This window comes from Endobacter medicaginis (assembly GCF_014192375.1).
Lineage (GTDB): Bacteria > Pseudomonadota > Alphaproteobacteria > Acetobacterales > Acetobacteraceae > Endobacter > Endobacter medicaginis.
Map to the genome: position 1 here is coordinate 200119 of NZ_JACHXV010000002.1, position 23459 is coordinate 223577.

General features: G+C 69.7%; 27 protein-coding genes and 1 tRNA gene. 15 read left to right on the top strand and 13 right to left on the bottom strand.

The genetic code is table 11. The features are described 5' to 3' along the window. Nucleotides 1-146: 146 nt before the first annotated feature. A complete protein-coding gene (locus FHR90_RS03005) occupies nt 147-1088 on the bottom strand; it encodes a complex I NDUFA9 subunit family protein (protein WP_176621947.1) in 942 nt (313 codons plus the stop codon). Between the two features lie 158 nt (nt 1089-1246). On the opposite strand from FHR90_RS03005, the gene FHR90_RS03010 reads away from it, so the two are divergent. The 9 genes from FHR90_RS03010 (at nt 1247) to hpf (ending at nt 9491) form a co-directional block, all read left to right on the top strand. After that, nucleotides 1247-1333, top strand: a tRNA-Leu gene (locus FHR90_RS03010). Nucleotides 1334-1365: 32 nt separating this feature from the next. Further along, nucleotides 1366-2025: a ribonuclease D gene (locus FHR90_RS03015; RefSeq protein WP_176621946.1), complete on the top strand. Its 660-nt coding sequence runs from the start codon at nt 1366-1368 to the stop codon at nt 2023-2025. Nucleotides 2026-2118: 93 nt separating this feature from the next. Continuing rightward, the gene (locus FHR90_RS03020; RefSeq protein WP_183274730.1) at nt 2119-3210 is read left to right on the top strand and encodes a KpsF/GutQ family sugar-phosphate isomerase; all 1092 of its coding nucleotides are present in this window, start codon (nt 2119-2121) and stop codon (nt 3208-3210) included. After that, a complete protein-coding gene (locus FHR90_RS03025) occupies nt 3207-4085 on the top strand; it encodes an LPS export ABC transporter periplasmic protein LptC (RefSeq protein WP_183274731.1) in 879 nt (292 codons plus the stop codon). Before FHR90_RS03020 ends, FHR90_RS03025 begins: the two co-directional genes overlap by 4 nt. After that, the gene (locus tag FHR90_RS03030; RefSeq protein WP_183274732.1) at nt 4082-5269 is read left to right on the top strand and encodes a hypothetical protein; all 1188 of its coding nucleotides are present in this window, start codon (nt 4082-4084) and stop codon (nt 5267-5269) included. The genes FHR90_RS03025 and FHR90_RS03030 overlap by 4 nt, the downstream gene beginning before the upstream one ends. Before the next feature lie 11 nt (nt 5270-5280). Then, nucleotides 5281-6057 (top strand): LPS export ABC transporter ATP-binding protein, encoded by a 777-nt coding sequence (lptB, locus tag FHR90_RS03035; RefSeq protein WP_176623741.1) that lies wholly within the window; start codon nt 5281-5283, stop codon nt 6055-6057. A gap of 69 nt (nt 6058-6126) precedes the next feature. Further along, nucleotides 6127-7203 carry a nucleoside hydrolase gene (locus tag FHR90_RS03040; RefSeq protein ID WP_176623743.1) on the top strand — a complete coding sequence of 359 codons (1077 nt, stop codon included), beginning with the start codon at nt 6127-6129 and terminating at the stop codon, nt 7201-7203. A gap of 44 nt (nt 7204-7247) precedes the next feature. Then, a complete protein-coding gene (rpoN, locus tag FHR90_RS03045) occupies nt 7248-8768 on the top strand; it encodes an RNA polymerase factor sigma-54 (protein ID WP_176623745.1) in 1521 nt (506 codons plus the stop codon). Nucleotides 8769-8882: 114 nt separating this feature from the next. Beyond that, nucleotides 8883-9491: a ribosome hibernation-promoting factor, HPF/YfiA family gene (gene hpf, locus FHR90_RS03050; RefSeq protein ID WP_176623747.1), complete on the top strand. Its 609-nt coding sequence runs from the start codon at nt 8883-8885 to the stop codon at nt 9489-9491. Nucleotides 9492-9733: 242 nt separating this feature from the next. Here the strand turns inward: hpf and FHR90_RS03055 are convergent, their stop codons facing one another. Together FHR90_RS03055 and FHR90_RS03060 are read right to left on the bottom strand one after the other, a co-directional pair. Next, nucleotides 9734-9961 carry a DUF1150 family protein gene (locus tag FHR90_RS03055; RefSeq protein ID WP_176623749.1) on the bottom strand — a complete coding sequence of 76 codons (228 nt, stop codon included), beginning with the start codon at nt 9959-9961 and terminating at the stop codon, nt 9734-9736. Then, nucleotides 9961-10476, bottom strand: coding sequence for an Hsp20 family protein (locus tag FHR90_RS03060; protein WP_176623751.1), 516 nt, complete (start codon nt 10474-10476; stop codon nt 9961-9963). Before FHR90_RS03060 ends, FHR90_RS03055 begins: the two co-directional genes overlap by 1 nt. A 141-nt stretch (nt 10477-10617) precedes the next feature. Here FHR90_RS03060 and def point away from each other — a divergent pair, with 141 nt between their 5' ends. Genes def through truA form a run of 3 tightly spaced genes read left to right on the top strand, consistent with a single transcriptional unit; the run spans nt 10618 to nt 12915 of the window. Beyond that, a complete protein-coding gene (gene def, locus FHR90_RS03065; RefSeq protein ID WP_176623753.1) occupies nt 10618-11151 on the top strand; it encodes a peptide deformylase in 534 nt (177 codons plus the stop codon). A gap of 4 nt (nt 11152-11155) precedes the next feature. Then, complete coding sequence (gene fmt / locus FHR90_RS03070) at nt 11156-12085, top strand: methionyl-tRNA formyltransferase (protein ID WP_183274733.1); 930 nt, start codon at nt 11156-11158, stop codon at nt 12083-12085. 2 nt (nt 12086-12087) lie between these two features. Beyond that, complete coding sequence (truA, locus tag FHR90_RS03075; protein WP_183274734.1) at nt 12088-12915, top strand: tRNA pseudouridine(38-40) synthase TruA; 828 nt, start codon at nt 12088-12090, stop codon at nt 12913-12915. A gap of 80 nt (nt 12916-12995) precedes the next feature. On the opposite strand, the gene FHR90_RS03080 is transcribed toward truA, so the two are convergent. The 4 genes from FHR90_RS03080 to dapD are packed head-to-tail and all read right to left on the bottom strand — an operon-like array spanning nt 12996 to nt 16333. Further along, entirely contained in the window at nt 12996-13556 is a 561-nt protein-coding gene (locus FHR90_RS03080; RefSeq protein ID WP_176625914.1) for a hypothetical protein, read from the bottom strand. A gap of 14 nt (nt 13557-13570) precedes the next feature. Next, entirely contained in the window at nt 13571-14281 is a 711-nt protein-coding gene (locus tag FHR90_RS03085) for a hypothetical protein (protein WP_176625912.1), read from the bottom strand. Then, entirely contained in the window at nt 14278-15459 is a 1182-nt protein-coding gene (gene dapE, locus FHR90_RS03090) for a succinyl-diaminopimelate desuccinylase (protein WP_266152651.1), read from the bottom strand. Before dapE ends, FHR90_RS03085 begins: the two co-directional genes overlap by 4 nt. Then, nucleotides 15452-16333: a 2,3,4,5-tetrahydropyridine-2,6-dicarboxylate N-succinyltransferase gene (gene dapD / locus FHR90_RS03095; protein WP_176626738.1), complete on the bottom strand. Its 882-nt coding sequence runs from the start codon at nt 16331-16333 to the stop codon at nt 15452-15454. The genes dapE and dapD overlap by 8 nt, the downstream gene beginning before the upstream one ends. A gap of 276 nt (nt 16334-16609) precedes the next feature. On the opposite strand from dapD, the gene FHR90_RS03100 reads away from it, so the two are divergent. Next, the gene (locus FHR90_RS03100; RefSeq protein WP_183274735.1) at nt 16610-18202 is read left to right on the top strand and encodes a diguanylate cyclase domain-containing protein; all 1593 of its coding nucleotides are present in this window, start codon (nt 16610-16612) and stop codon (nt 18200-18202) included. Nucleotides 18203-18505: 303 nt separating this feature from the next. Here FHR90_RS03100 and argB read toward each other — a convergent pair whose 3' ends face one another. The 6 genes from argB to rpmH all read right to left on the bottom strand — a co-directional run bounded on the left by argB (nt 18506) and on the right by rpmH (nt 22690). Beyond that, the gene (gene argB / locus FHR90_RS03105; RefSeq protein WP_176624187.1) at nt 18506-19414 is read right to left on the bottom strand and encodes an acetylglutamate kinase; all 909 of its coding nucleotides are present in this window, start codon (nt 19412-19414) and stop codon (nt 18506-18508) included. Between the two features lie 16 nt (nt 19415-19430). Continuing rightward, nucleotides 19431-20033, bottom strand: coding sequence for a ribosome biogenesis GTP-binding protein YihA/YsxC (yihA, locus tag FHR90_RS03110; RefSeq protein WP_218062056.1), 603 nt, complete (start codon nt 20031-20033; stop codon nt 19431-19433). Nucleotides 20034-20130: 97 nt separating this feature from the next. Beyond that, complete coding sequence (gene yidC / locus FHR90_RS03115; protein ID WP_176624191.1) at nt 20131-21903, bottom strand: membrane protein insertase YidC; 1773 nt, start codon at nt 21901-21903, stop codon at nt 20131-20133. Between the two features lie 36 nt (nt 21904-21939). Next, entirely contained in the window at nt 21940-22155 is a 216-nt protein-coding gene (gene yidD, locus FHR90_RS03120) for a membrane protein insertion efficiency factor YidD (RefSeq protein WP_456305509.1), read from the bottom strand. Nucleotides 22156-22169: 14 nt separating this feature from the next. Beyond that, nucleotides 22170-22529, bottom strand: a complete 360-nt coding sequence (rnpA, locus tag FHR90_RS03125; RefSeq protein ID WP_176624195.1) for a ribonuclease P protein component — start codon at nt 22527-22529, stop codon at nt 22170-22172. 26 nt (nt 22530-22555) lie between these two features. After that, on the bottom strand, nt 22556-22690 hold the full coding sequence (gene rpmH / locus FHR90_RS17330; RefSeq protein ID WP_150040004.1) for a 50S ribosomal protein L34: 135 nt from the start codon (nt 22688-22690) through the stop codon (nt 22556-22558). A gap of 132 nt (nt 22691-22822) precedes the next feature. Here rpmH and FHR90_RS03135 point away from each other — a divergent pair, with 132 nt between their 5' ends. Both FHR90_RS03135 and FHR90_RS03140 read left to right on the top strand, forming a co-directional pair. Further along, nucleotides 22823-23176: an ArsC family reductase gene (locus FHR90_RS03135; protein ID WP_176627184.1), complete on the top strand. Its 354-nt coding sequence runs from the start codon at nt 22823-22825 to the stop codon at nt 23174-23176. Further along, nucleotides 23173-23457, top strand: a complete 285-nt coding sequence (locus tag FHR90_RS03140) for a hypothetical protein (RefSeq protein WP_183274736.1) — start codon at nt 23173-23175, stop codon at nt 23455-23457. The genes FHR90_RS03135 and FHR90_RS03140 overlap by 4 nt, the downstream gene beginning before the upstream one ends. The last annotated feature ends 2 nt before the right edge of the window (nt 23458-23459 follow it).

Consider the following 23459-nt stretch of genomic DNA (forward strand, 5'->3'; position numbering starts at 1 on the left):
TATCGTGGCAACATTATGACCCTAAACAAAACGTCTTTTTTATAAAAGACAGCAGTACTGACTTATGCGGCGGCATTTGCGAGGAGCAGTTATGCAAGCGTCGCATCTGCAGCCCTCAGAAAGGTCCGTTTCGGACCTATCAGACGTCAGACCGGCACCTGCACCTGTGTGCCGGGCTTGCGGAACCGCTCCAGGTAGCGTGGCACCACAGCTTCGATCGGGGTGGGCGTGATGCCCAGCGCCGCCAGGCCGGGAGCGCCCGCGGTGGGGACATTGTCGCGCGACAGCATCGCAAGCTGGTCGGAGGTCAGCGGAGGGTTGGGCAGCAGGCCGAGCACCGCCGCCTGGAATTTCGCCACCGCCGCCGGCACGCCGACCAGCGGCCGCGAGCGCCCGGTCTGTCGCACGATCCAGCCCAGCAGCTCGCGCATCGTCAGCACCTCCGGTCCGCCCAGCTCCCAGATCCCCGGCGGATGACCGGGCGCGGTCAGCTCGGCGATGGCATCGGCCACGTCGCCCACATAGACCGGCGCCAGCCGCGTCGCGCCGGACACCACCGGCATCACCGGCAGCAGCCGCGCCATCGAGGCGAAACGGTTGAAGAAATCGTCGCCCGGCCCGAACACGATCGACGGCCGTACGATGGCGGCGGGGGGAAACGCCGCCGTCACGGCGCGCTCGCCGGCCGCCTTGCTGCGCCCGTAGCGGCTGGGACTGGCCGGGTCGGCGCCGATCGCCGAGACCTGCACCAGCCGTTCGGTGCCCGAGGCGGCGGCCAGCTCGGCGATCCGTCCAGCGGCGCGATGATGGATGCGGTCGAAATCGCCGCGCCGACGCTCGGCGAGGATACCGACCAGATTGACCACCACCCTCGCGCCGGCGACGCATTCGGCCAGCGAGGCGTCGTCGCCAAACGCGCCATAGACCGGCACCACCTGCCCGACCCGGCCCATCGGCCGCAGCCGCGCGGCCAGCGCGGTGTCGCGCCCGGCGACGCGCACGGTATAGCCCGACCCCGCCAGACGCTGGACGACATGCCGGCCGATGAAGCCGCTGCCACCGAAAACCGTCGCCACGTCCCGCGCCATCGATCCCGTGCTCCTTTGCATCCATCGACCCATCGCATGACGGGCCATCTGCGTTGCCTAGCAGAATTTGCGTGCGGGGGGCATTGACGACCACGTCCGCGCCGGTTACATCGCCGCCCCACCACCCCGGCGGCTTCTGGTTGCCGGGTTGCCCCTCAGCCCAGGTGGCGGAATTGGTAGACGCGCAGGTTTCAGGTACCTGTGGCCGAAAGGTCGTGGAAGTTCGAGTCTTCTCCTGGGCACCAGCTTACAGAACGCGGCGGACGGGCGCGGGGGTATGAGCACCACCCTGTTCGTTCCCCGAGCCGGCGGCATCGTGACCATCCATCTGCATCGCAACGACCTGCCGGACGGCATCGAATTCGCTCCCGTGGTGGCGGTCGACACCGAGGCCATGGGGCTGAACCCGAACCGCGACCGGCTCTGCTTGGTGCAGCTCTCCTCGGGCGACGGCACCGCCCATCTGGTGCAGATCATCCCCGCCGCACATGGCGGCACCGACTGCCCGAATCTCAAGCGTCTGCTGGCCGATCCCGGCACGGTGAAGCTGTTTCATTTCGCCCGCTTCGACGTGGGCCTGCTGCAGGCCAGCCTCGGCATCACGGTCGCCCCGATCCGCTGCACCAAGATCGCCGCCAAGCTGACCCGCACCTATACCGAGCGCCAGGGCCTGCGCGAGCTGTGCCGCGACCTGCTCGGTGTCGAGATCAGCAAGCAGCAGCAGACCTCCGACTGGGGCGCGGCCGACCTCACCCCCGAACAGCTCGCCTATGCCGCCTCGGACGTGCTGCACCTTCATGCGCTGTGGGCGCGGCTCGAGGGCCTGCTCATCCGTGAGGGCCGGCTCGACCTCGCCCAGTCCTGTTTCGACTTCATGCCGGCCCGCGCGCGGCTCGACCGGCTCGGTTACGACCTGCCCGACATCTTTGCCCATTGATCGCCCGCTTTGCGCCTGGCGGGGCACGGGCCTAGTCTGCGCGCCATGAGTTCCACCCGATTCAGCCCCGATGGCGGCGGCGGCGCGTCGTCCATGACTGGCGCAGCCGCGCCGTCTGTGCATGGCGCAGCCGCGCTGCCTGTGCATGGCGCAGCCGCGCCGGGCCGCTCGGCCGATCTCGCCGTGGCCCTCGACGTGATCGACGCCCAGTCCACCGGCATCGCAGCACTGCGCGCCGCATTGTCGGCCGGACCGGTCGCCTCGCCACTGGCCGCCGCCTTCATCCGCGCCGTCGACATCATCGCCGCCCTGCCCGGCCGGGTGATCACCTCCGGCATCGGCAAGTCGGGCCATGTCGCGCGCAAGGTGCAGGCCACGCTGGCCTCCACCGGCACCCCGGCCAGTTTCGTGCATCCGTCCGAGGCCTCGCATGGCGATCTCGGCATGGTGTTGCAGGGCGATGCCGTGATCGCGCTGTCGAATTCGGGCGAGACCGCGGAGCTTGCCGATCTGGTCGGCCATACGCGCCGCTTCGCCATTCCGCTGCTGGCGATCACCTCGCGCCCCGACTCCACCCTCGCCCGCGCCGCCGACATCGTGCTCGCCCTGCCACCGGCGGCCGAAGCCTGCCCGATCACCGCCGCGCCCACCACCTCGACGACGATGCAGATGATGCTCGGCGACGCGCTCGCCGTCGCCCTGCTGCGGCGCCGGGGCTTCACCGCCAACGATTTCGGCGTGCTGCATCCGGGCGGCCGGCTCGGCGCGGGGCTGAAACGGGTCGGCGAGCTGATGCACGCCGGCGAGGCTCTGCCGCTCGGCCATGCCTCGATGACGCTGCCCGACGCGGTGGTCATCATGACCCGCAAGGCGTTCGGCTGCCTCGGCGTGCTCGATGGCGAAGGCCGCCTGGCCGGGCTGATCACCGATGGCGACCTGCGCCGGGCGCTCGACCGCGACCTGCGCACGCTGGACTGCGCTGCGGTGATGAACACGGCCCCGCGCACCACCACCGCCGACACGCTGGCCGTCGAGGCATTGCGGCAGATGAACGACGGGCGCACCCGCATGGGCGACGACGGTGCGGGACGCCGGCCGATCACCTCGCTGTTCGTGCTCGACGATGCCCGTCGGCCGGTCGGCATCCTGCATATCCACGACCTGCTGCGGGCGGGCGTGGCATGAACCAGATCTCCGGTCCCCCCAACCCCGGCGGTGAACGCGATGCCGACATCGCCCGCCGTCGCCTCGGCCTCGCCGACCGGCGCGACGCGATGTCTCGGCTGCGCGCCGCCCCGGCCCCCGGCGACCTGGCACGCCGACGCATGCTGCTGCGCTACGGCAAGTTCGGCCTGCCGGCGGTCGCGCTGCTGCTGCTGGGAGCGATCGCGGTCTGGCCGGAAATCAACCGCCAGCTCACCCTCGCCTCGGAGACCGCCCGCGACGTGGCCGCCGTGCGACGCGACAGCGGCCGCATGCTGTCGCCGCACTACAGCGGCATCGACAGCCATGACCGCCCCTACACCATCACCGCCCATTCCGCCCGGCAGATGGGTCAGAACCGCATCGATCTCGACGCACCGGTGATGGACATGAGCAGCGGCACCGGCTGGGTCCTGCTGCACGCCGATCGCGGCACGTATATGCAGGACAGCAATCTCCTGGCTTTGACAGGCAACGTCACGCTGTATCGCGACGACGGCGTGATCGCCAATTCCCCCGACACCGTCGTCGACCTGCGTGGCGACGTCATTGCCTCGCAGGACTGGATCCACGCCGACGGCCCATTCGGCGTGCTCGATGCACAAGGCTACATGCTGGCGCAGAATGCCGGTGTGGCGCAGTTCGCCGGTCCGGCGCGCCTGGTGCTCAACAACGACCATGTCGCCCAGGCATCGGATGCGGCACCGGATGCCGCCCCCCGCGCGGCGACCGGCACCCGTGCCGGCTCCGGGACTATCCCTGCGGCACGCAATCCGACACAAGCATCCCACCACACGCCGCACGCAACCCATGCGCACGGCCATGCCCATCGCAGAGCCGGACCGCACCACCGATGATCCTGTCCCGATCTCCTGTCGCCCTCGCGCTGGTCGCGACCGGATGGGTGGCCCTCGCCCCCGTCCGGTGCGCCCGCGCCCAGCAGATCGACCTCTCGCATGGCGGACAGATCACCGTGTCGTCGGCCGGCGGCATGCAACTCGACCAGCACGCGCAGACCGTCACCTTCTTCAACCAGGCGCAGGCGACCCGCGGCAACGTCACCGTCACCGCAGACCTGCTGCGCGCCTACTATCGCAAGAAACCCGAAGCCGCCGGCCCGGCTGGCACGCATCCGACCAAGGAGGCCGCCACCGGCGCGATGATGGGCGCGCTGCCGGCAACGTCCGCGCCCGGCCAGCCACAAGCCGCGGTCAAGACGCAGCTCCAGCCCGCGCCCGGTCCGGCCTCGCCCTCGCCCGCCTCGCCCAACCCGGCCTCGCCGGGCGGCATCGCCAGCGGCGGCCTGCCCGGCACCGCGCCGCTGGCCACACCCGCCACCCATATCAGCGACAATCCGGGTGGCGACGATGCCGGATCCAACGAGATCTACCGTCTCGAGGCGATCGGCCATGTGCATATCTTCACCGCCACCGACCAGGCCTTCGGCGACCATGCGATCTACGATATGGACCGCGCCGTCATGATCATGACCGGCCACGACCTGCGCCTGATCACCCCTCAGGACCTGATGACGGCGCGGGATTCGATGGAATACTACCCGAACACCCGCATGTCGGTCGGCCGCGGCGACGCTTCCGTCACCACGTCGGACGGGCGACGCATCTCCGCCGACGTGCTGGTCGGCTACAGCGACGCGCCCGACCAGAAGCAGCCGGCGAAGACCCCTGCCGATCCGAACACCCAAGGGCAGGACCCGCTCGCCAGTTCCGGCAAGCTGCGCCGCGCCGATGCGTTCGGCCATGTGGTGGTGCGCACCGCCACCGAGACCATCACCGGCGACAAGGGCGTCTACACCCCCGCCAGCTCGGTCGCCCGCATCGCCGGCAACGTCCACATCACCCGCGGCCAGAATCAGCTCAACGGCGCGGCGGCGGTGATCAACATGAAGACAGGCATCGCCACCATGACCCAGGCCCCCGGCGGCCGGGTCGAGGGGCTCGTGGTGCCCAACGACAATACCGGCGGCGGCCAGGGCATCAGCAATGGCGCGGCCCCTGCCGGCAAGGGGCGCAGCAAGTGAGCCACCACGCGATGACCGACGAGAACGACGCGCCCGCGCGGGCGGCGCTTCACGAATACGAGCCGGAAGCCGGCCTGCGCGCGCACAATGTCTGCAAGACCTACAAGCGTCGCGCCGTGGTCAACGACGTCTCGATCGGCGTGCGCCGCGGCGAGGCGGTCGGCCTGCTCGGCCCGAACGGAGCCGGCAAGACCACCACCTTCTACATGATCGTCGGTCTGGTCCGTCCCGACACCGGCTCGATCACCCTCAACGGTGCGGACATCACCGACCTGCCGATGTATCGCCGCGCCCGCATGGGCGTGGGCTACCTGCCGCAGGAGGCGTCGATCTTCCGCGGTCTCAACGTCGAGCAGAACATCATGGCGGCGCTGGAGGTGGTCGAACCCGACGCCGATACCCGCGAGGCGATGCTCGACGAGCTGCTCGGCGAGTTCGGCATCTCGCATCTGCGCCGCTCGCCCTCGCTCGCCCTTTCGGGTGGCGAACGCCGCCGCCTCGAGATCGCCCGCGCGCTGGCCAGCCAGCCGCATTACGTGCTGCTCGACGAGCCGCTGGCCGGCATCGACCCGATCGCGGTCGGCGAGATCCGCGACCTCGTCAGCCACCTCAAGGACCGCGGCATCGGCGTGCTGATCACCGACCACAACGTGCGCGAGACGCTGGAGATCATCGACCGCGCCTACATCCTGCATGGCGGCCAGGTGCTGATGGAAGGCACCCCCGACGCGGTGGTCGCCAACGAGGATGTCCGACGGGTGTATCTGGGCGAGAACTTCTCGCTGTAATCGCCCGTTGACGCCGGGCAGTGGCGACCGGAACCTGAGCGTTCTCGCAACGTAACGGGAGTTCCGCTCATGCGGCCACGCCGCGTCCTCGCCTGTCTCGCAGCGCTCATCGGTGGCTGTCTTGCCGCGAGGGCGGCGCCCGCACCCTCGCTGGTCATTCTCGACAACGACTTCAACGGACCCGGCGGGACCAACATCCAGTCGGTGATCCCGCTGCTCGCCTCGCCTTCGGTCAAGGTGCTCGGCTTCACCGTGGTCACCGGCGATGGCTGGGAAAACGCGTCGTCGGCGCATCTGCGGCGGCTGCTGGAACTGATCGGGCACACCGACGTGCCGGTGCATGACGGGGCGGTCTATCCGCTGCTCAATTCTCCTGCGCGGGTGCGCGCGCATCAGATCCTCTATGGGGAGATGCCCTGGAAGGGTGCGTGGGGACGGCATGGGCCGATCACCGATGCGGCCATGGTGCAGCCGCCGGTGGGCGCGATGGCGGATGGCACGCCGACATTCGCCGCCGATCCGGAGCCGGCGGCGATGTTTCTGATCCGCATGGTGCATGCGCACCCGCATCAGGTGACGATCCTGGCCGCCGGGCCATTGACCAACCTCGCGCTTGCCGCGCGCATCGATCCCGAGTTCGCCTCGCTGGCGAAGGACTTCGTGATGGTGGGCGGTCTGGTGGACAGCAACCTCGTCTCGGTCAACGGCAACCCGTCGTTTTCCGACGACTTCAACATGGTCTTCGATCCGGAGGCAGCGCATATCGTGCTGACCCAGAACTGGCCGAAGATCACTGTCATCGCCGGTGTCTCCGGCCATGTGATGCTGAGCAGGGACGATGTCGCCGCCATCGCCACCGCACACCCCTCGCCGCTGACCACCTACATGGCGCGCTTCTATGACCCGATGCCGCTATGGGACGAGATGGCGGCCGCGATCGTCGCCGACCCGACCCTGATCACCAAGACGCAGTCGCTCTACATGGACGTCAGCACCACCGAAGGCATGTTCTATGGCCGCACCAGACTGTGGCAGAAGGACTATGCCCCGCGCGACGCCGGCGTCCGCGCGGTGGACTACGTGGAGGGTGTGGACGATGCGCGGTTCGCCCGGGCCTTCCGCGATGCGGTTGCCGCCCTGAAATAGCCGGGCTGGCAGCACGCCCGCTTCGCGGCGATACTGGCGCACCGATGTCGATCGCACCCAGGCTCGAGTTCCGGCAGACCCAGAACCTCGTCATGACGCCGCAACTGCGTCAGGCGATCAAGCTGCTGCAATACTCGCATCTGGAGGTCGCCGCCTTCGTCGAGGAGGCGCTGGAAAGCAACCCGCTGCTCGACCGCGACGAGCGCGACGACGAGGGCGGTTTCGAGGCCGAACTTCCTGGGACGGAACGCGATCGCGCCACCGCCGCCGGGAGCGGGGACATCGCCACCCAGGTGGAGTCCGGCGCCCTGCCCGAACGCAACGCCGCCCCGCTGGACGGGTCGGAGGTCGATTTCTTCGGCGAGACCGCGCCCGGCGAGGCGATGAGCGACGGCTATGGCGGCGCCGGCGGCGAGACCGCGTTTTCCGGCCCGGCCGGCGCGGCCCCCGAGGAGGACTGGATCGACAGTCTCGCCGAAAGCCGCCCGCCACTGCGCGAGCATCTCGCCGCCCAGCTCCGGCTTAACATCCACGACCGGGTGGAACGGCTGATCGGCGCGCAGATCATCGCCCAGCTCGAGCCGTCGGGGCGGGTGAGCGTGACGGATGAGGAGTTCGCGACCGCCCTTGGCACCCCGCTCGCGCAGGTGGCGGCGGTGCGTGCGAAGCTGATGCGTTTCGACCCGGTCGGCGTGCTGGCCCCCGACCTGCGCACCTGCCTCGCGGTGCAGCTTGCAGAGCGCCGCCGGCTCGACCCGGCGATGTCGACCCTGCTCGACCATCTCGACCTGCTGGCCGCGCGCGACATGCGCCGACTGATGGGTCTATGCGGGGTGGATGCGGAGGATCTGGCAGACATGCTGGCCGAGATCCGCCGCCTCGATCCCAAGCCCGGCGCGGACTGGTCGGACGCGCCGGCGCAGGTCGTGCAGGCGGATGTGCTGATGCGGCGACTGCCGGACGGCTCGCTGGTGGTGGAGATGAACCCGGACACGCTGCCACGCCTGCTGGTGCGCGAGGGCTGGTATGCGCAGATCGCGGTCCGCGCCACCCGGGAGCAGAGGGCCTTTCTCGCCGACCAGCTCGCCCAGGCGCAATGGCTGGTGCGTTCGCTCGCCCAGCGCAGCCAGACCGTACTCAAGGTCGCCGCCGAGATCATGCGCCGTCAGGAAGCGTTCCTCGCCCACGGCATCTCGCGGCTGCGCCCGCTCATCCTGCGCGACATCGCCGAGGAAGTGGAGCTGCACGAGAGCACCGTCAGCCGGGTCACATCGGGCAAATACATCGCCACCCCACGCGGCCTGTTCGAGTTGAAGTTCTTCTTCACCACCGCGATCGCCGCGACCGGGGACGGCGAAAGCCACTCCGCGGCCTCCGTGCGCGAGCGTATCCGCACGCTGGTGGATGGTGAGCCTCCTGACGACATCCTGTCCGACGACGCGATCGTGGAGATTTTGCGCAAGGAGGGCGTGGACATCGCGCGCAGAACCGTGGCCAAATACCGTGACGCGTTGCGCATCCCCAGTTCGGTGCAGCGCAGGCGGATCAAGGCCCTCGTTTCCTAGGCGTCTCCTAGGCGCGTCGTGATCCCGCCGCCCGGCGTCAGTGTTCGCGGCATTCCCGTCCGGGTGACGGATCAGGCGCACTCCACGAGGTCCGATCGGACAGGAGTGTCGAAGATGCAGATTACAGTCGCCGGCAAGCAGCTCGACCTGAGCGAGGCCCTGCGCGAGCGCGTCCAGCGTCATCTCAACCAGATCGCCGACAAGTATTTCGATCATGCCATCGAGGCCAACGTGACGTTCTCGAGGGCGCGCAGCTTCTTCACCTGCGACATCAACGTGCATGCCGGGCGTGGCCTGCTGATGCGTGGCGAGGGCGAGGCCTCGGATGCGCACGGCGCCTTCGATGACGCCGCCGAGCACATCGCCAAACGCCTGCGCCGCTATCGCCGCCGGGTCAGCGACCATGCCCGCGACCTCGCCCGCGAGCGCCGTCCGGAAATCGGCCGCCAGTACGTCCTCCAGCAGGACGAACCCGCCGCCGCACCCGACCTGCCCGCCTCGAGCACCGGGCTGAACGGCAGTACCGGTCCGTTCGCCACAGTGATCGCCGAGATGCCGGCCGAAATCGCCACGCTCACCGTCAGCGAGGCGGTGATGCGCATGGACCTGACCGCCCAGTCGGTGCTGATGTTCCGCAACAGCTCGAGCACCGAAATCAACGTCGTCTACCGCCGCGGCGACGGTCACATCGGCTGGATCGACCCCGGCGCCACCCTCAACTAGGGTCGTCGCGCGCTGGCGGCCATCCCACGGCGCTGACGCGACGCCGCTGACCTACCAGCACACGACGACGCTTCATCGGGCCAAACCCGGAAGGCACGAGGCTCCGTTCAGGGCTGTGTCCGAAGTGGTGAGATGGCGTGTCTCGCCGAGCATCCGAGCGGAGCGGCCCGGGGGGCCGTGAGCACCGAAGCACAGGCGAGACGCGTCAGATCGCCGCTTCGGACGCAGCCCTGAATGGAGGATCAGTGGACGCGGGCGGGGACCATCTCATTCTCCTGGATCGCGGCAATCGCCAGATCCTCGGTTTCGGCGAGCGCCATCGGGGTGCCGTCCGCGGCGTGGATGGCGAACGCCGCCTCGCCCTCGACATGCACCGACTTGACGTAGGCGAGCTGAGAGACGCCCAACCCCTGCAACTCGTGCGGAGTGAGGTGGCGCACGTCGATCACCGTCTGGTTGCGCAGCCCCATCACTTCCCCTCCTCCAACGTGCCGAGCTCGACCACGCCTGCCTCGGCAGGCGTCGAGTGTACCACCAGGCCGCGCGTGCGCCGCGCCGGCGGCGTCGCCAGCGGGCGCTGGCCGATCTCGATATGCTTGACCCTCACCTCCGGCTGCGGACGGTGCAGGTCGATATGCAGCAGCCCGCTGTCGAGCCAGGCATGGCCGACCTCGATGTTCTCCGCCAGCACGAAGGCCCGCTGGAACTGCCGTGCGGCGATGCCGCGATGCAGGAACACCCGTCCGGAAGCGGCATCGTCGCTCTGACGGCCGCGGATCACGAGCTGGTTGTCCTCCTGCGTGATCTGCAGCTCGGTCATCGAGAAACCGGCCACCGCGAGGGTGATCCGCAACCCGGTCGCGCTGAGTTGCTCGATATTGTAGGGTGGATAGCCGTCACCGGCGCTCTTGGACGCTCGTTCGATCATCTGCTCGAGATGGTCGAAGCCCAGAAACAGCGGCGACGTGAACAGTCGCGTCGACATCTTCCCTCCATGCCTCCCCATCATCGAGCGAGACCGAACGGAACCCGAAACGGCATTCCGACCCCTCCTATATGGGCAGAATGACACGCCGCGGCAAGGCTCGGGCTTGCGCGCAGGACCGTTGTCGCTACATCACCGGGCATGTCCGAAACCGAACCGACCGACGCCGAGCTGCTGGAAATCCTGATCGCGCCGCACCCCACCCTGCGTGCCAGGGCCCGTTCCGTCGCCCCGGGCGAGCTCGACGCCATCCGCGCCCTGCTGCCGGCGATGTATGCCACCATGTACAAGGCCCCCGGCATCGGCCTCGCCGCGCCGCAGATCGGCCAGTCCCGGCGCTTCGCCATCGTCGATGTGGCGGACGGCGACGAGCGCCGGCCCATCACGCTGATCAATCCCGAGATCGTCGCCCGGAGCGAGAGCCTCGCCGTCCACGAGGAAGGCTGCCTGTCGATCCCCGACATCTATGCCGAAATCACGCGTCCCGAGCACGTCACCGTACGCTATCTCGACGAGCAGGGTGCTGCGCAGACCCTGTCGGCCGACGGGCTGCTCGGCGTGTGCCTCCAGCACGAGATCGACCATCTGGACGGGGTGCTGTTCGTCGATCATCTCTCCGCGCTCAAGCGCAACATGCTGATGCGCAAGCTCGCCAAGAACCTCAAGGGGCGCTGAGCCGGTGCGCCTCGCCTATCTCGGCACCCCGGACTTCGCCGTGCCGGCCCTGCGTGCGCTGCATGGGGCGGGGCACGAGATCGCCGCCGTCTACTGCCAGCCGCCGCGTCCGGCCGGCCGCGGCCAGACGGAGCGGCGCTGCCCGGTGCAGTGCGTCGCCGAGGAGTTGGGCCTCGCGGTGCGCACCCCTGAGCGCCTGCGCGGCGATGCGGACGTGCAGGCGGCGTTCGCCGAACTCGGGCTCGACGTCGCCGTGGTCGCCGCCTATGGCCAGATCCTGCCACGCGCGATGCTGGCCGCGCCCAGGCTCGGCTGTCTCAACATCCATGCCTCGCTGCTGCCGCGCTGGCGCGGCGCCTCGCCGATCGCGGCCGCGATCCGCGCCGGCGACGCCGAGAGCGGCGTGACGATCATGCAGATGGAGGCCGGGCTCGACACCGGCCCGATGCTGGCCGCCGAGACGGTGCCGATCACGCCGGCGACCACCGGCGCGATCCTGCACGATCAGCTCGCCACCCTCTCCGCGCCGCTGATCCTGCGTGTGCTCGCCGATCCGCCGCCGCCGGTCGTCCAGCCGGCCGACGGCGTGACTTACGCGAAGCTGCTCAGGCGCGAGGACGGCATCATCGACTGGACAAACGACGCCGCCTCGATCCTGCGCCAGATCCGCGCCTACGATCCGTGGCCCGGCACCCAGACCCGGCTCGACGGCACCGTGCTCAAGATCGGCGATGCCGAAATCGCGCCCGTCGAGACCCTGCAGCCTGCCGGTACCGTGCTCGATGCCCGGCTGACCGTCGCCTGCGGCACGGATGCAGACGGGCGACCCACCGCCCTGCGTCTGCTGCGCCTGCAACGCCCGGGGCGGGCGATGATGCCGGCCGACGCCTATCAGCGCGGCCAGCCGATCGCTCCCCTCACCCGGCTCGGCTGAACATGGACCCCCTCGATGCGCCCACCCACCGGCTGTGGGCGCTGCGGATCGAATATGACGGCCGCCCGTTCATCGGCTGGCAGCGCCAGAGCCCGCGTGGCGAGCGACGCGACGCGGCGGGAGGCGACGGTGGAAAGCCGTCGGTACAGGAGGTGCTGGAAGCCGCCGCCGCTTGTCTCGACGGTGGTGTCCCGCCCGCGTCGACGGTCGCCGGACGCACCGATTCCGGCGTCCACGCCACCGGCCAGGTCGTCCATCTCGCCCTGCCGGCGCAGTTCTCGGCCCATGCCGTGCGCGAGGCGCTGAATTTCCACCTCAAGCCGCATCCGGTGGTGGTGCTGGACGCCGCCCTGGCGCCCGATGGCTTCAACGCCCGGTTCTCGGCCACCGGCCGGCGCTATCGCTACACCATCCTCAATCGCCGCCCGCGTCCCGCTCTGGAGGAGGGCCGGGTGTGGCACGTGCGCCATCCGCTCGATGCGGATGCCATGGCACAGGCCGCGTCGCTGCTGCTCGGCCGGCATGATTTTTCCACCTTCCGCGCTGCCTCCTGCCAGGCCAGCTCACCCGTCCGCACGCTGGACCGCCTCGCGGTGACCCGCACCGGCGAGCACCTGACGATCGAGGCCGCGGCGCGGTCTTTCCTGCACCATCAGGTCCGCAACATGGTCGGCTCGCTGTCGTTTGTCGGACTGGGGCGCTGGTCGGTGGCCGAGTTCGCCCGTGCCTTCGCCGCCGCCGACCGCCGCGCCGGCGGCCCCACCGCCCCGCCGGACGGGCTGGTGCTGACCGGCGTCGCCTACGATCCGGATCCGTTCGCCGGCCGGTAGCGCTCCATCAGCCCCCCTCGGAGCCGCACAGCCGCAATCGTGACGTCAACAGCTCTCCGGCGGCTGGCTTACGTCGCCGGCTAGGTCGCGAGACTCTCGGCCGCCGCTTGGCAGATCACGCCGATGGCGATATCGGCCAGCATTAGCCACACCGCCGGCCAGGTCATCGCGGCGGTGTCGCCCAGACCGAGCCGGATCGCCCGCCAGTCCAGCCACATCGCCCACCCCCAGACCACCAGCATCACCCACAGCCGGAGCCAGCCCGGGCAGGAGGGGATCAGTCCGGGCAGCAGCGCCGGCAGCAGCAGTGCGATCTGAACCACATTGCACCAGTTCCAGACCGTGATCATGCGGGCCCAGCCCGCCGCCAGCCGGGCGCGCCGCAGCACGACCTCGCTGAACGCGGCAAAACCCAGCCAGGCGACCAGATCGGCGAGCAGCATGCGCCCGATCGTGTCGGCACCGTCGCCGCCGAGCAGCGCGGAGAGCGCGATCAGGGGCATCGCACAGCCCAGGGCAAGAAAGCTCAGCCGCGCCCGGCGCCCCAGATCCCCCTGGTCGAGGCGCGCCGCCCACCGGCGCGGACGGTCGACCGCCAGCGCGAGCGAGGCACGCAGCGGATCGCCGAAGGCCACACGCACGCGCGACATCCGGATCAGAACCGCCAGTCCCCGGCGGCGTCCTGCTGCGCCGGACGAGGTGCTGCAGCACTGCCACCGTCCGTCGCGTCGACGGCATCGTCCTCGACCTCCACATGCGGCACCAGGGGGCCGCGCAACTGCGGCAGCAGCCGCTCGCCGGCCAGCCCGAGCAGGGTCATCACCGCCACCAGTGCGACCACCAGCACACCGGCGCGGAGCCGGCCGATGCGCAGGCCATGTCGCGCGATGAACCAGTGCATCCAGGCCCAGTATCCGACGGCCGACAGCACGAACACGCCGCTGGCCAGCCCCGCCGGCGCCCCAGCCTCGGTCAGGATCGCGGCGACCAGCAAGGCGAGCGCATAGACCGGCAGCATCAGCCACTCGCACCACAGGTTCGCCGCGGCGAAGCGGGGCCAGAACGCGCGGCGTCCCCACAGACGCGACAGCGCCTCGGTCAGCACCGGCGGGGCGAGCAGCGAACAGGCGGTCAGCGCCATCATCGGCAGCGCCACGCCGCCTCGATGCATGAGCACCAGCAGCAGCCCGACTCCCAGCCACATCGCCGCCCAGGGCGCGATCGCCTCCAGCACCGCCTCGCTGTCATCGCCGAAGCAGGCCAGACCCTCGCGGCGGCCACGCGCGATCATTAGCATGCCGAGCAACTGCCGCCCCGGCACCTCGCCGCGGCCCGGCCGCCTCCTGCCGGGGGGCGTGGCACTCATCGCGCGGCCTCCGCCGGCCGGGTGAGGAAGTCGTGCAGCAGCCGCGCATAGATCGCGCTCAGCCGCTCGAGATCGTCGAGCGAAACCTGTTCGTCCGTCTTGTGCATCGTCGCACCCACCAGTCCGAATTCGGCCACCGGGCAGAGGCTGGCGATGAAGCGCGCATCCGAGGTGCCACCGCCGGTGTCGAGCCTTGGCCGCCGCCCGGTCTCGGCCTGCACCGCATCGGCGAGCAGCCCGACCAGCGGACCCGCCGGCGTTCGGAACGCCTCGCCGCTGATCGCGATCTCGGCGAGACAGCCATGCGCCTGTGCGACCGACGCGATCCAGTCGCGCAAGCTTGCCCCCGTGTGATGGTCGTTGAAGCGGATGTTGAACCGCGCCCGCGCGCGGCCCGGGATCACGTTGCCCGCCGGGTTGCCGACATCGATGCTGGTGAACTGCAGCGAGGACGGCGCGAAATCCGCACTTCCCTCGTCCAGCACGCGGCCGCGCAGCTCGGCGATGCAGTCCAGCAGCCGGTGCACCGGATTGTCGGCCAGGTGCGGATAGGCGACATGACCCTGCACGCCGGACGCGACAAGGGTCGCGTTGAGACTGCCGCGGCGGCCGTTCTTGATCATTTCGCCGAGCACCGACGGATTGGTCGGCTCGCCGACGATGCACCCGTCCGGAACGATGCCGTGGACGCGCATCCACGCCACCACGCGCACGGTGCCGTCCTGGGCCGGCCCCTCCTCGTCGCCGGTGATCAGCAGGCTGACGGTGCCCGGCAGCGCGCCTGCGCGCGCGACCGCGGCGACGAAGGCGGCGATCGCGCCCTTCATGTCCACTGCCCCGCGCCCGATCAGCACGCCATCCTCGACCACGCCGCCGAACGGATCCGCGGTCCAGGCATCGTCCCCCGGCGGCACCACGTCGGTATGGCCGGCGAAGCACAGATGCGGCGCCCCGCTGCCGCGCCGGGCGAACAGGTTGGGCGTCTGCGCACCGGCCGGGCCGAACGGCAGCAGGGTGACGCTGAAGCCCAGCGCCTCCAGCCAGCCGGCAAGGGCCGCCTGGGCGCCGCCGTCGCGCGGGATGTCGCCCGCCATGTCCGACCGGCAGGCGAGCAGCGCGCGCGCCAGCGCGACCGGATCGGCGAGCTCGGGCGCCGCGAGCGGGACCGGCTCAGTCACGCAGCAGATCGTTGATCGCCGTCTTCGACCGGGTGCGTTCGTCCACCCGCTTGACGATCACCGCGCAGGCCAGCGACGGGCCGGTCCCCGACAGCGGCGGCAGCGCGCCCGGCACCACCACCGAATAGGGTGGCACCCGGCCGGTGAACACCTCTCCGGTGGCGCGGTCGACGATCTTGGTCGACGCTCCGATGAACACCCCCATCGAGATCACCGAGCCACGCCCGACCACCACGCCCTCGGCGATCTCCGAGCGCGCGCCGATGAAGCAGTTGTCCTCGATGATCACCGGCCCCGCCTGCAACGGCTCCAGCACGCCGCCCAGGCCGACACCGCCGCTGATATGGCAGTCGCGTCCGACCTGTGCGCAGGACCCGACCGTCACCCAGGTGTCGATCATCGTGCCGCTCTCGACGCGGGCGCCGACATTGACGAAGCTCGGCATCAGCACCACCCCGGGTGCGACATAGGCCGAGGCCCGGACCACCGCGCCGGGCACCGCCCGCAGGCCAGCCTCAACGAAGCGCTGCTCGTCCCAGCCGGCGAATTTCAGCGGCACCTTGTCATAGAACGCGCCGCCCGCCTGGCCGGCGAGCACGACGCTGTCATTGAGCCGGAACGACAGCAGCACGGCCTTCTTGAGCCACTGATGGACCACCCAGCCATCCGCCTGCGGCTCGGCGACGCGCAGCCGGCCCGAATCGAGCCCGGCCAAGGCCGCCTCAACCGCCTCGCGCGCCTCGCCGCCCGTGCGCGCCGACAGGGAGGCGCGATCCTCCCACAGCGCATTGATGACGGGCTGAAGCTGTCCGGCCAGCACAGCGCTGCCTGCGGCGTCGGAGGCATCGGTCGGATGTCGGGAATCGGCGGTCATTCGAACAAGGTCCTGAAGGCGATCTGGAGGTGATCGGGGCATGAGCGGTCTGCCTGCACCCGCATCGCTGCGGCGTCCGGCGGCGGGGACCATGCGCAAGCAAGATGGCGAAGGCAAGGCGTTTACCGTTGCTTCATCCTCTTCTGCCTACGATGCCCCGGTCAGAGACTGACACCCGCCGACACACCTCAACCAGCAACGGGGCCCCGTGCGCATCATACCCGTCCTCCTCCCGCTGTCCGCGCCCGCCACCGCCCGGGCGCCGGAGCACGCGCAGTGGCCCTGATCCCGCCGCGCCGGCGCCCGCCCGCCCTCGGCCGCCCCTCCGCGCCGGCCGCCAGCCTGGCCACCTCTCCCGGCGCCGACTCCGGCCAGGGCATCTCCGATCGCCGGGTTCCGGCCCTGCTGCACGCCGCCGTGCTGGAAAGCCGCGCCCGCTGGCGCGACATGGTGCAGTTCGCCGCCGAGTTCGTCTTCGAAACCGATGCGCAAGGGCGCTTCGTCTATCTCTGGCCGCCGGTCATCCTCGGCTGGCAGGCCAGCGCGCTGCTCGGCACGCCGGCCGGTGCCCTTCGCGCCCACCCGCATCACGACCCCGATCCGTTCGCGCCGGAGGTGCGCCTGCGGGGCGTCGGGATCGGCCTGCGCGAGGCCACCGGCGGGATGCGGATGCTGTCGTTCACCTGCGGCCCGGCCACCGTGGACGAGGAAGCCGCCAGCCTCAGCGGCCTGCCCGCCACTGCCCACGCGACCGGACGCGGCGTGCGGGGCTTCGCCACCCTGATGCCTGTTTCCGCCACGACCGGCCCGCGCCATGCCGGACCCGCCTCCACCGACGACCCTCTGCCCGACCTCGCCGCGCTGCTGTGGCGCATGCGCGCCCAGGTGCTGCCGTCCGCCATGGTTCAGACCGCGCTGCACGGTACCCTGCAGATGGTGGAAAGCGCGGGCATCGCCCTGCTCCAGACCGCCACCCCGCCGGGCAGCGACGACACGCAGCCTCTGCTGTTCGCCGATTTCCCCGAGACCCTCGCCACACCGCGCGCCCGCCTGCGCCACCATGCCGGCACACTGCCACGCGAACTCGCCGAGATGCTCGAATCCCGCTGCACCGAGCTGATCGCCCCAGGCGGTCCCGCCTCGCATACCAGGCTGGTGCAGCATGGATGGCAGGTGCTGGTCTGCGGCGCGCCGAGCGGCTTCGGCAGCCTCGCCGCCCTCGCCATCTGGCGTCCGGACACCGCGCCGGACTGGACGGAGGACACCATCGCGCTGGTCTCCGCGATTGCCGCCGTGACCTGCTCCGCCGTCGAACAGGAACAGCTTGCCCGCGAGATCAGCCGGCAGACCCGCGGCGATGCGCTGACCGGGCTGCTGTCACGCGATGCGTTCCGCGAGGAGGTGGAGCGCCGTTTCGAACGCCTCGATCGCGGCGGTCTTCCCGGCACGCTGGTTTATGCCGACCTCGCGCGCTTCCGCGAGATCAATCAGCGCATCGGCCCGGAGCGGGCGGACGCCCTGCTTCGCCAGACCGCGCTGATGCTGCGCGACGCGGTGCGCGCCTCCGACCTGGTCGGCCGCCACGCGGGCGACGTGTTCGTCCTCTGGCTCGACGGCGCCGACCGTTTCGCCGCCGCCGAACGCGCCGAGCATCTCTGCCGCAGCGGTCTGCCGCCGGACGCCGCCGACGGCATGACGACCCTGCTGCCGACCCTGCCCGAACTGTCGATCGGCATGTCGCTGCGCGCTCCGCGCAGCTTCGAGACCTTCGAATCCCTCAGCCAGCGCGCCCTCGCCGCCCTGACCGACACCAAGCGCCAGCCGGGGCGGAATCGGAGTCGGTGGACCATGTCCACCACCGACCCCTGACGCCTCCAACCCTGTCTGTGACTGGGCCTGGAACGGCCATCTGGCGCGCGACGGCTGCGCGCCAGTGCTCACGGCCATCAAGGCCGCTCCGCTCCGGTGCTCGCCGTCACACGCCATCTGACCGTCCCAGGCCCAACCACAGACAGGGTTTCACCCCAGGCGCCACGCCCGCGGGAAAACGGGCTGAACGTGTCTGGCGGGCTCAGGTGGCGTGAGGCTTTCGAGCATCGCAGCGCAGCGGCCTTGGTGGCCGTGAGCAGCGAAGCGCAGAAAACGCGCGCCAGATGGCCCCTCCAGGCGCGTTCAGCTCACGGAACGGATGAGGGTGCCGGGGCCGGCGGGGGTAAACAGCTCCAGCAGACAGGCATGCGGGACGCGGCCGTCGAGGATCACGGCGGCACTCGCGCCGCGCTGCACCGCCTCGATGCAGGTCTCGACCTTCGGGATCATGCCGCCCGAGATCATGCCGTTGCGGATGCCCTCCTGCGCGTCGGCGATGCTGAGTTCCTCGATCAGGCGGCCGTTGCTGTCCAGTACGCCGGGCACATCGGTCAGCATCAGCAGCCGGGTCGCATGCAGGGCGGCGGCGATCGCGCCAGCCGCACTGTCGGCGTTGATGTTGTAGGTCTCGCCGTTGGTGCCGATGCCCACCGGGGCGACCACCGGGATCAGGCCCGAGCCCGACAGCGCGTGCAGCACGCGCGGATCGACCGATTCCGGCTCGCCGACGAATCCCAGATCGAGCACGCGCTCGATCTGGCTGTCGAGATCGCGCACCGTGCGGGTCAGCTTGCGCGCCCGCAGCAACCCGGCATCCTTGCCCGAGATGCCGACCGCCAGCGCCCCCGCCTGGCTGATCAGCCCGGCCACCATCTTGTTGACCGTACCCGCCAGAACCATCTCGACCACGTCGACCATCGCCGCATCGGTGATGCGCAGCCCGTCGACGAAGGTGGACTTGATCTCCAGCTTGCTGAGCATGGCGTTGATCTGCGGGCCGCCGCCATGCACCACCACCGGATTGACGCCGACCGTCTTGAGCAGCGCGATGTCATGGCCGAAGGCCTCCGACACCGGCCCGCCGGCCATCGCATGGCCGCCGTACTTGACCACGATGGTGTCGCCCACATAGCGGCGCAGGAACGGCAATGCGCGGGCCAGCACCTCGGCCTGCTGTTTCGCCGCCGCCAGCGATTCGTCACTCAAGCTCATGAGTTGGCCTCGTGTCTCAGCTTGCCGGCAGGGCAAGTCGGGTGATGGTGGCGCGCAGGGTCTCGATCCCCCTGCCCGTCTCCGCACTGGTGCTGACGATCGCCGGATAGGCGGCCGGATGACGACCGACCAGGGCGCGTACTTCCGCCTGCTTGGCGGCGAGAGCAGCCGGCTTGACCGAATCGCATTTGGTCAGCACCGCCTGGAACAACACCGCCGCCCGATCGAGCAGCTTCATCGCCGCGACGTCGCTGTCCTTGATCTCCACCCGCGCATCCAGCAGCAGGAAAACCCGCTCCAGCGTGGTGCGGCCGCGCAGGTAGTTGAACATCAACCCCTGCCAGTCCTCCTTCACCGATTTCGCCGCCTGCGCGTAGCCGTAACCAGGCATGTCGACCAGCACCAGACGCTCGGCGAGATCGAAGAAATTGAGCTGCTTGGTTCGTCCAGGGGTCGACGATGCCCGCGCCAGGGTACGCCGTCCGGTCAACGCGTTGATCAGCGACGACTTGCCGACATTCGAGCGCCCGGCGAAGGCGATCTCCGGCAGCACGGCCTCGGGAAGCTGGTCGAGACGCTGGGCGGCGTAGAAGAAGCGGCATTCGCGGGCGAACAGCAGCCGCCCGGCCTCGCGCTCCTCCTCACCGTAGGCCTCCTCGCCACCCGCATCGAGAAACCCGCCGAATTCGGGCGACGCCTCGCTCACGCGTGCCGCCTCAGCCCTTGGCCGGGGCGGACTGCACGGTCTTGCCCTCGCCCGCGACGCGCTTCTGGATGAACCATTGCTGCACCGCGGTCAGCAGGTTGTTCCAGCAGTAGTAGATCACCAGGCCGGCCGGCTGTGCCGCCATGAAATAGGCGAAGATCACCGGCATCAGCATGAAGATGCGCGCCTGCATCGGGTCCGGCGGCGGCGGGTTCAGCCGCTGCATGGCGAACATCGTCCCGCCCAGGATGATCGGCCACACGCCGATATGCAGGGCGGCGACATAATGCGTCGGATCGAACGGCAACAGACCGAACAGGTTGAACAGATTGGTCGGATCGGGGGCCGAAAGGTCATGAATCCAGCCGAAGAACGGCGCATGCCGCATCTCGATGGTGCCGTAGAGCACCTTGTAGAGACACCAGAACACCGGGATCTGCACCAGCATCGGCAGGCAGCCGCTGACCGGATTGATCTTCTCCGTGCGATAGACCTGTAGCATTTCCTGCTGCTGACGCGCTGGGTCGTCCTTGAAGCGCTCGCGCACGGCGGCGACCTTCGGCGCGATCAGCTTCATCTTGCTCATCGAGCGGAACTGCTTGTTGGCGAGCGGGAAGAACAGAGCCTTGACGATCAAGGTGAAGCCCATCAGCGCCAGGCCGAAATTGCCGAACACCGTGTTGAGCCAGTCGAGCACGAAGAAGATCGGCCGGGTCAGGAACGCGAACCAGCCGAAATCGACCGCCTTCCAGAAATCCGCCACATGCAGCTGCGACTGGTAGGTATCGAGCAGGTGCACTTCCTTCGCGCCAGCAAAGGCATGGCTGAGGAAACGCGCCGTCGCACCGGGCGCGGCACTCAGCGGCGACTGTGTGGTGAAATCGACCTGGTAGGTGCCGGCCGCATGCTCGCCCTCGCCGTCGATGTGACGGAAGCTGCCGGTCATCGGCACCGGACTGTCGGGCAGCAACGCCGTCAGCCAGTACTTGTCGTTGATGCCGGCCCAGCCGCCGGTATCGCCGGCGCTGAACGCCACCCCGCCATGGGCGTCGGCGTCCTTGACCAGGCTCTTGTAGTCCTTCTGCTGGAGGCGGCCGTCGAAGATGCCGATCGCACCCTCGTCGCCGCCGACCAGGAACCCGCCCGAGGCGTCGACCGGCGCATACAGGCGCGAGACGCGCGACCACGGGAACACGGAAATCGGCGCCGCGGTGTGGTTGTCCACCTGCTGGTCGACGCCGAACATGTAATTGTCGTCGATGCTGTAGATGATGCGGAACACCACCCCCGCACCATTGTCCCACGACAGCGTCAGCGGATGGCCAGGCGACAATGCGTCGCCATCGGCCTTCCAGACGGTGCGGCTGTCGGGCACTGCGACGCCGCCGGCGGCACTCCAGCCGAACTGGATGAAATTGGGCTGCTTTTCCGACCCCGGCTCGAGCACGCGCACCAGCGGCGAATCGGCCTTCACCGTCTCGTGGTAGTCCTTGAGCACCAGGTCATCGAGGCGGCCACCGACCAGATTGATGCTGCCATGCACGCGCGGCGCGTCGATCGGGATGCGCACATCCGCCTGCGGGGCCTGCGCGATCGCGGCCGGATTGGTGCCCGACGCGTCCTGCACCGCACCCGGCACCTGCCCGGGCGGCGTGGCCGTGGTCGAGCTCGCCTCGACCTGCTTGGCCGTCTGATGCGGCTTCGGATGCGGCATCACCCACTGGAAGACCGCCAGGATGGCGACTGACAGCACCATCGCCAGAATGAGCCGCTTGTTGTCCATGATCCTGCGGTTACCGCTCGTCGTTTGAAGAGGAATTCAGTCCCGGCCGGTGCCGGGCACGGGGTCATATCCACCGTCGCACCAAGGATTGCAACGCAGGATGCGCCAGCCGGCCAGACCCGCGCCCCGGATCGCGCCATGGGCGGCGATCGCCTCGCGGGCATAGCAACTGCAACTCGGATGAAAACGGCACCGTCCGCCAAGCAGCGGCGACAGCGTCCATTGGTAGACGAGCACGGCGCCATCGAGCATCCGCGCCAGCGGCGTCATCGGGACGTGACACCCGTCTTGCGCAACGCGCGGCGCAGGTCGTCGAGCAAGGCACGAAAGTCTCGCGAACGGGTGCCGTCGCGGCCGATCAGCACCAGATCGTGCCCGTCGAGCACGCCGCCCTCACGCAACGCCTCGGCGGCGACGATCGCAGCGGCCGCGCGCAGCCGACGCTTGGTGCGGTTGCGCACCACGGCATTGCCGACTTTCTTGGTGACAGTGAAACCGACCCGCAGCGGGCCGTTCTCGTCGCGCTGATGCGCCTGGAGCACCAGCCCCGGCATGGCCGCCTTGCGGCCCGAGGCGGCGGCGTGCAGGAACTCCGCACGTCGCTTCAGCCGGGCAGGCGCCGTCATTTCGGTCGCCCCGCCCGGAACCGAACTCAGGCGGACAGGCGCTTGCGGCCCTTGGCGCGGCGGTTGGCGAGCACCTTGCGGCCGCCGACGGTGGCCATGCGGGCGCGGAAGCCGTGGCGGCGCTTGCGGACCAGCTTCGAAGGTTGATAGGTGCGCTTCACGGCGGCACTCCTGAGATACGAACGAGACGATTGACAACACGACAGGCCCGGCGCGATCCGCACCCGGCGAGAGCGGCGGCTTATAGGCGGCGGGTGCGTCCGGCGTCAAGAAACATCGGGGCACACGACACCATGGCCATGACCCTGTACGGCATCACCCAGTGCGACACCGTCAAGCGCGCCCGCGCCTGGCTGGGGGCGCATGACATCGCCTACGTGTTCCACGACTACAGGAAGGCCGGCATCGATCGCGCCACGCTCGAGGCCTGGGTGGCGGCGGAAGGCTGGGAACGCATCCTCAACCGCGCCGGCACCACCTTCCGCAAGTTGCCGGAGGCGTCGCGCGAGGGGATCGATGCCCCCAGGGCGATCGAACTGATGCTGGCCCAGCCCTCGATGATCAGGCGCCCGATTCTCGAGACCGGTCGCGAGCGACTCGTCGGCTTCCGGCCCGAAACCTATGCCGCCGCGCTGGAGACGGCATGAGCGTGCTGCGGCGGCTGGTCCCGCTGGCCGGGCTGGCGGCGATGACGGCCGGGCTGCTGGGAGCGCTGGTGCGCGGACGCTCCTCGGCGACGGCGCTGACCCGGGAACGCGATGCGCTGGTCGCGGAACGTCGCCGGCTCGTGCACGATCTGCGCGGCCATCTCTCGCCGATGATGATGGTGTCGGAGCGCCTCGCCACCCACACCGATCCGTCGGTGGCACGCCTGGCGACGCTGATGCTGGACCGGGTCGAACGTGCGAGCGCGTCGCTGCGCCGTTAGCC

Bases quoted from the DNA above. Each gene is read 5' to 3' on its own strand.
- FHR90_RS03085 (WP_176625912.1), bottom strand. From the start codon at position 14,281: ATGAGTGCCACGCCCCCCGGCAGGAGGCGGCCGGGCCGCGGCGAGGTG.
- FHR90_RS03055 (WP_176623749.1), bottom strand. From the start codon at position 9,961: ATGGGGCTGCGCAACCAGACGGTGATCGACGTGCGCCACCTCACTCCG.
- FHR90_RS03025 (WP_183274731.1), top strand. From the start codon at position 3,207: ATGAACCAGATCTCCGGTCCCCCCAACCCCGGCGGTGAACGCGATGCC.
- FHR90_RS03060 (WP_176623751.1), bottom strand. From the start codon at position 10,476: ATGTCGACGCGACTGTTCACGTCGCCGCTGTTTCTGGGCTTCGACCAT.
- def (WP_176623753.1), top strand. From the start codon at position 10,618: ATGTCCGAAACCGAACCGACCGACGCCGAGCTGCTGGAAATCCTGATC.
- FHR90_RS03140 (WP_183274736.1), top strand. From the start codon at position 23,173: ATGAGCGTGCTGCGGCGGCTGGTCCCGCTGGCCGGGCTGGCGGCGATG.
- FHR90_RS03020 (WP_183274730.1), top strand. From the start codon at position 2,119: ATGACTGGCGCAGCCGCGCCGTCTGTGCATGGCGCAGCCGCGCTGCCT.
- yidD (WP_456305509.1), bottom strand. From the start codon at position 22,155: ATGCTCGATGGCGCCGTGCTCGTCTACCAATGGACGCTGTCGCCGCTG.
- yidC (WP_176624191.1), bottom strand. From the start codon at position 21,903: ATGGACAACAAGCGGCTCATTCTGGCGATGGTGCTGTCAGTCGCCATC.
- truA (WP_183274734.1), top strand. From the start codon at position 12,088: ATGGACCCCCTCGATGCGCCCACCCACCGGCTGTGGGCGCTGCGGATC.
- FHR90_RS03015 (WP_176621946.1), top strand. From the start codon at position 1,366: ATGAGCACCACCCTGTTCGTTCCCCGAGCCGGCGGCATCGTGACCATC.
- FHR90_RS03040 (WP_176623743.1), top strand. From the start codon at position 6,127: ATGCGGCCACGCCGCGTCCTCGCCTGTCTCGCAGCGCTCATCGGTGGC.
- lptB (WP_176623741.1), top strand. From the start codon at position 5,281: ATGACCGACGAGAACGACGCGCCCGCGCGGGCGGCGCTTCACGAATAC.
- FHR90_RS03030 (WP_183274732.1), top strand. From the start codon at position 4,082: ATGATCCTGTCCCGATCTCCTGTCGCCCTCGCGCTGGTCGCGACCGGA.
- argB (WP_176624187.1), bottom strand. From the start codon at position 19,414: ATGAGCTTGAGTGACGAATCGCTGGCGGCGGCGAAACAGCAGGCCGAG.
- dapD (WP_176626738.1), bottom strand. From the start codon at position 16,333: ATGACCGCCGATTCCCGACATCCGACCGATGCCTCCGACGCCGCAGGC.
- FHR90_RS03005 (WP_176621947.1), bottom strand. From the start codon at position 1,088: ATGGCGCGGGACGTGGCGACGGTTTTCGGTGGCAGCGGCTTCATCGGC.
- FHR90_RS03135 (WP_176627184.1), top strand. From the start codon at position 22,823: ATGGCCATGACCCTGTACGGCATCACCCAGTGCGACACCGTCAAGCGC.
- rnpA (WP_176624195.1), bottom strand. From the start codon at position 22,529: ATGACGGCGCCTGCCCGGCTGAAGCGACGTGCGGAGTTCCTGCACGCC.
- rpoN (WP_176623745.1), top strand. From the start codon at position 7,248: ATGTCGATCGCACCCAGGCTCGAGTTCCGGCAGACCCAGAACCTCGTC.
- hpf (WP_176623747.1), top strand. From the start codon at position 8,883: ATGCAGATTACAGTCGCCGGCAAGCAGCTCGACCTGAGCGAGGCCCTG.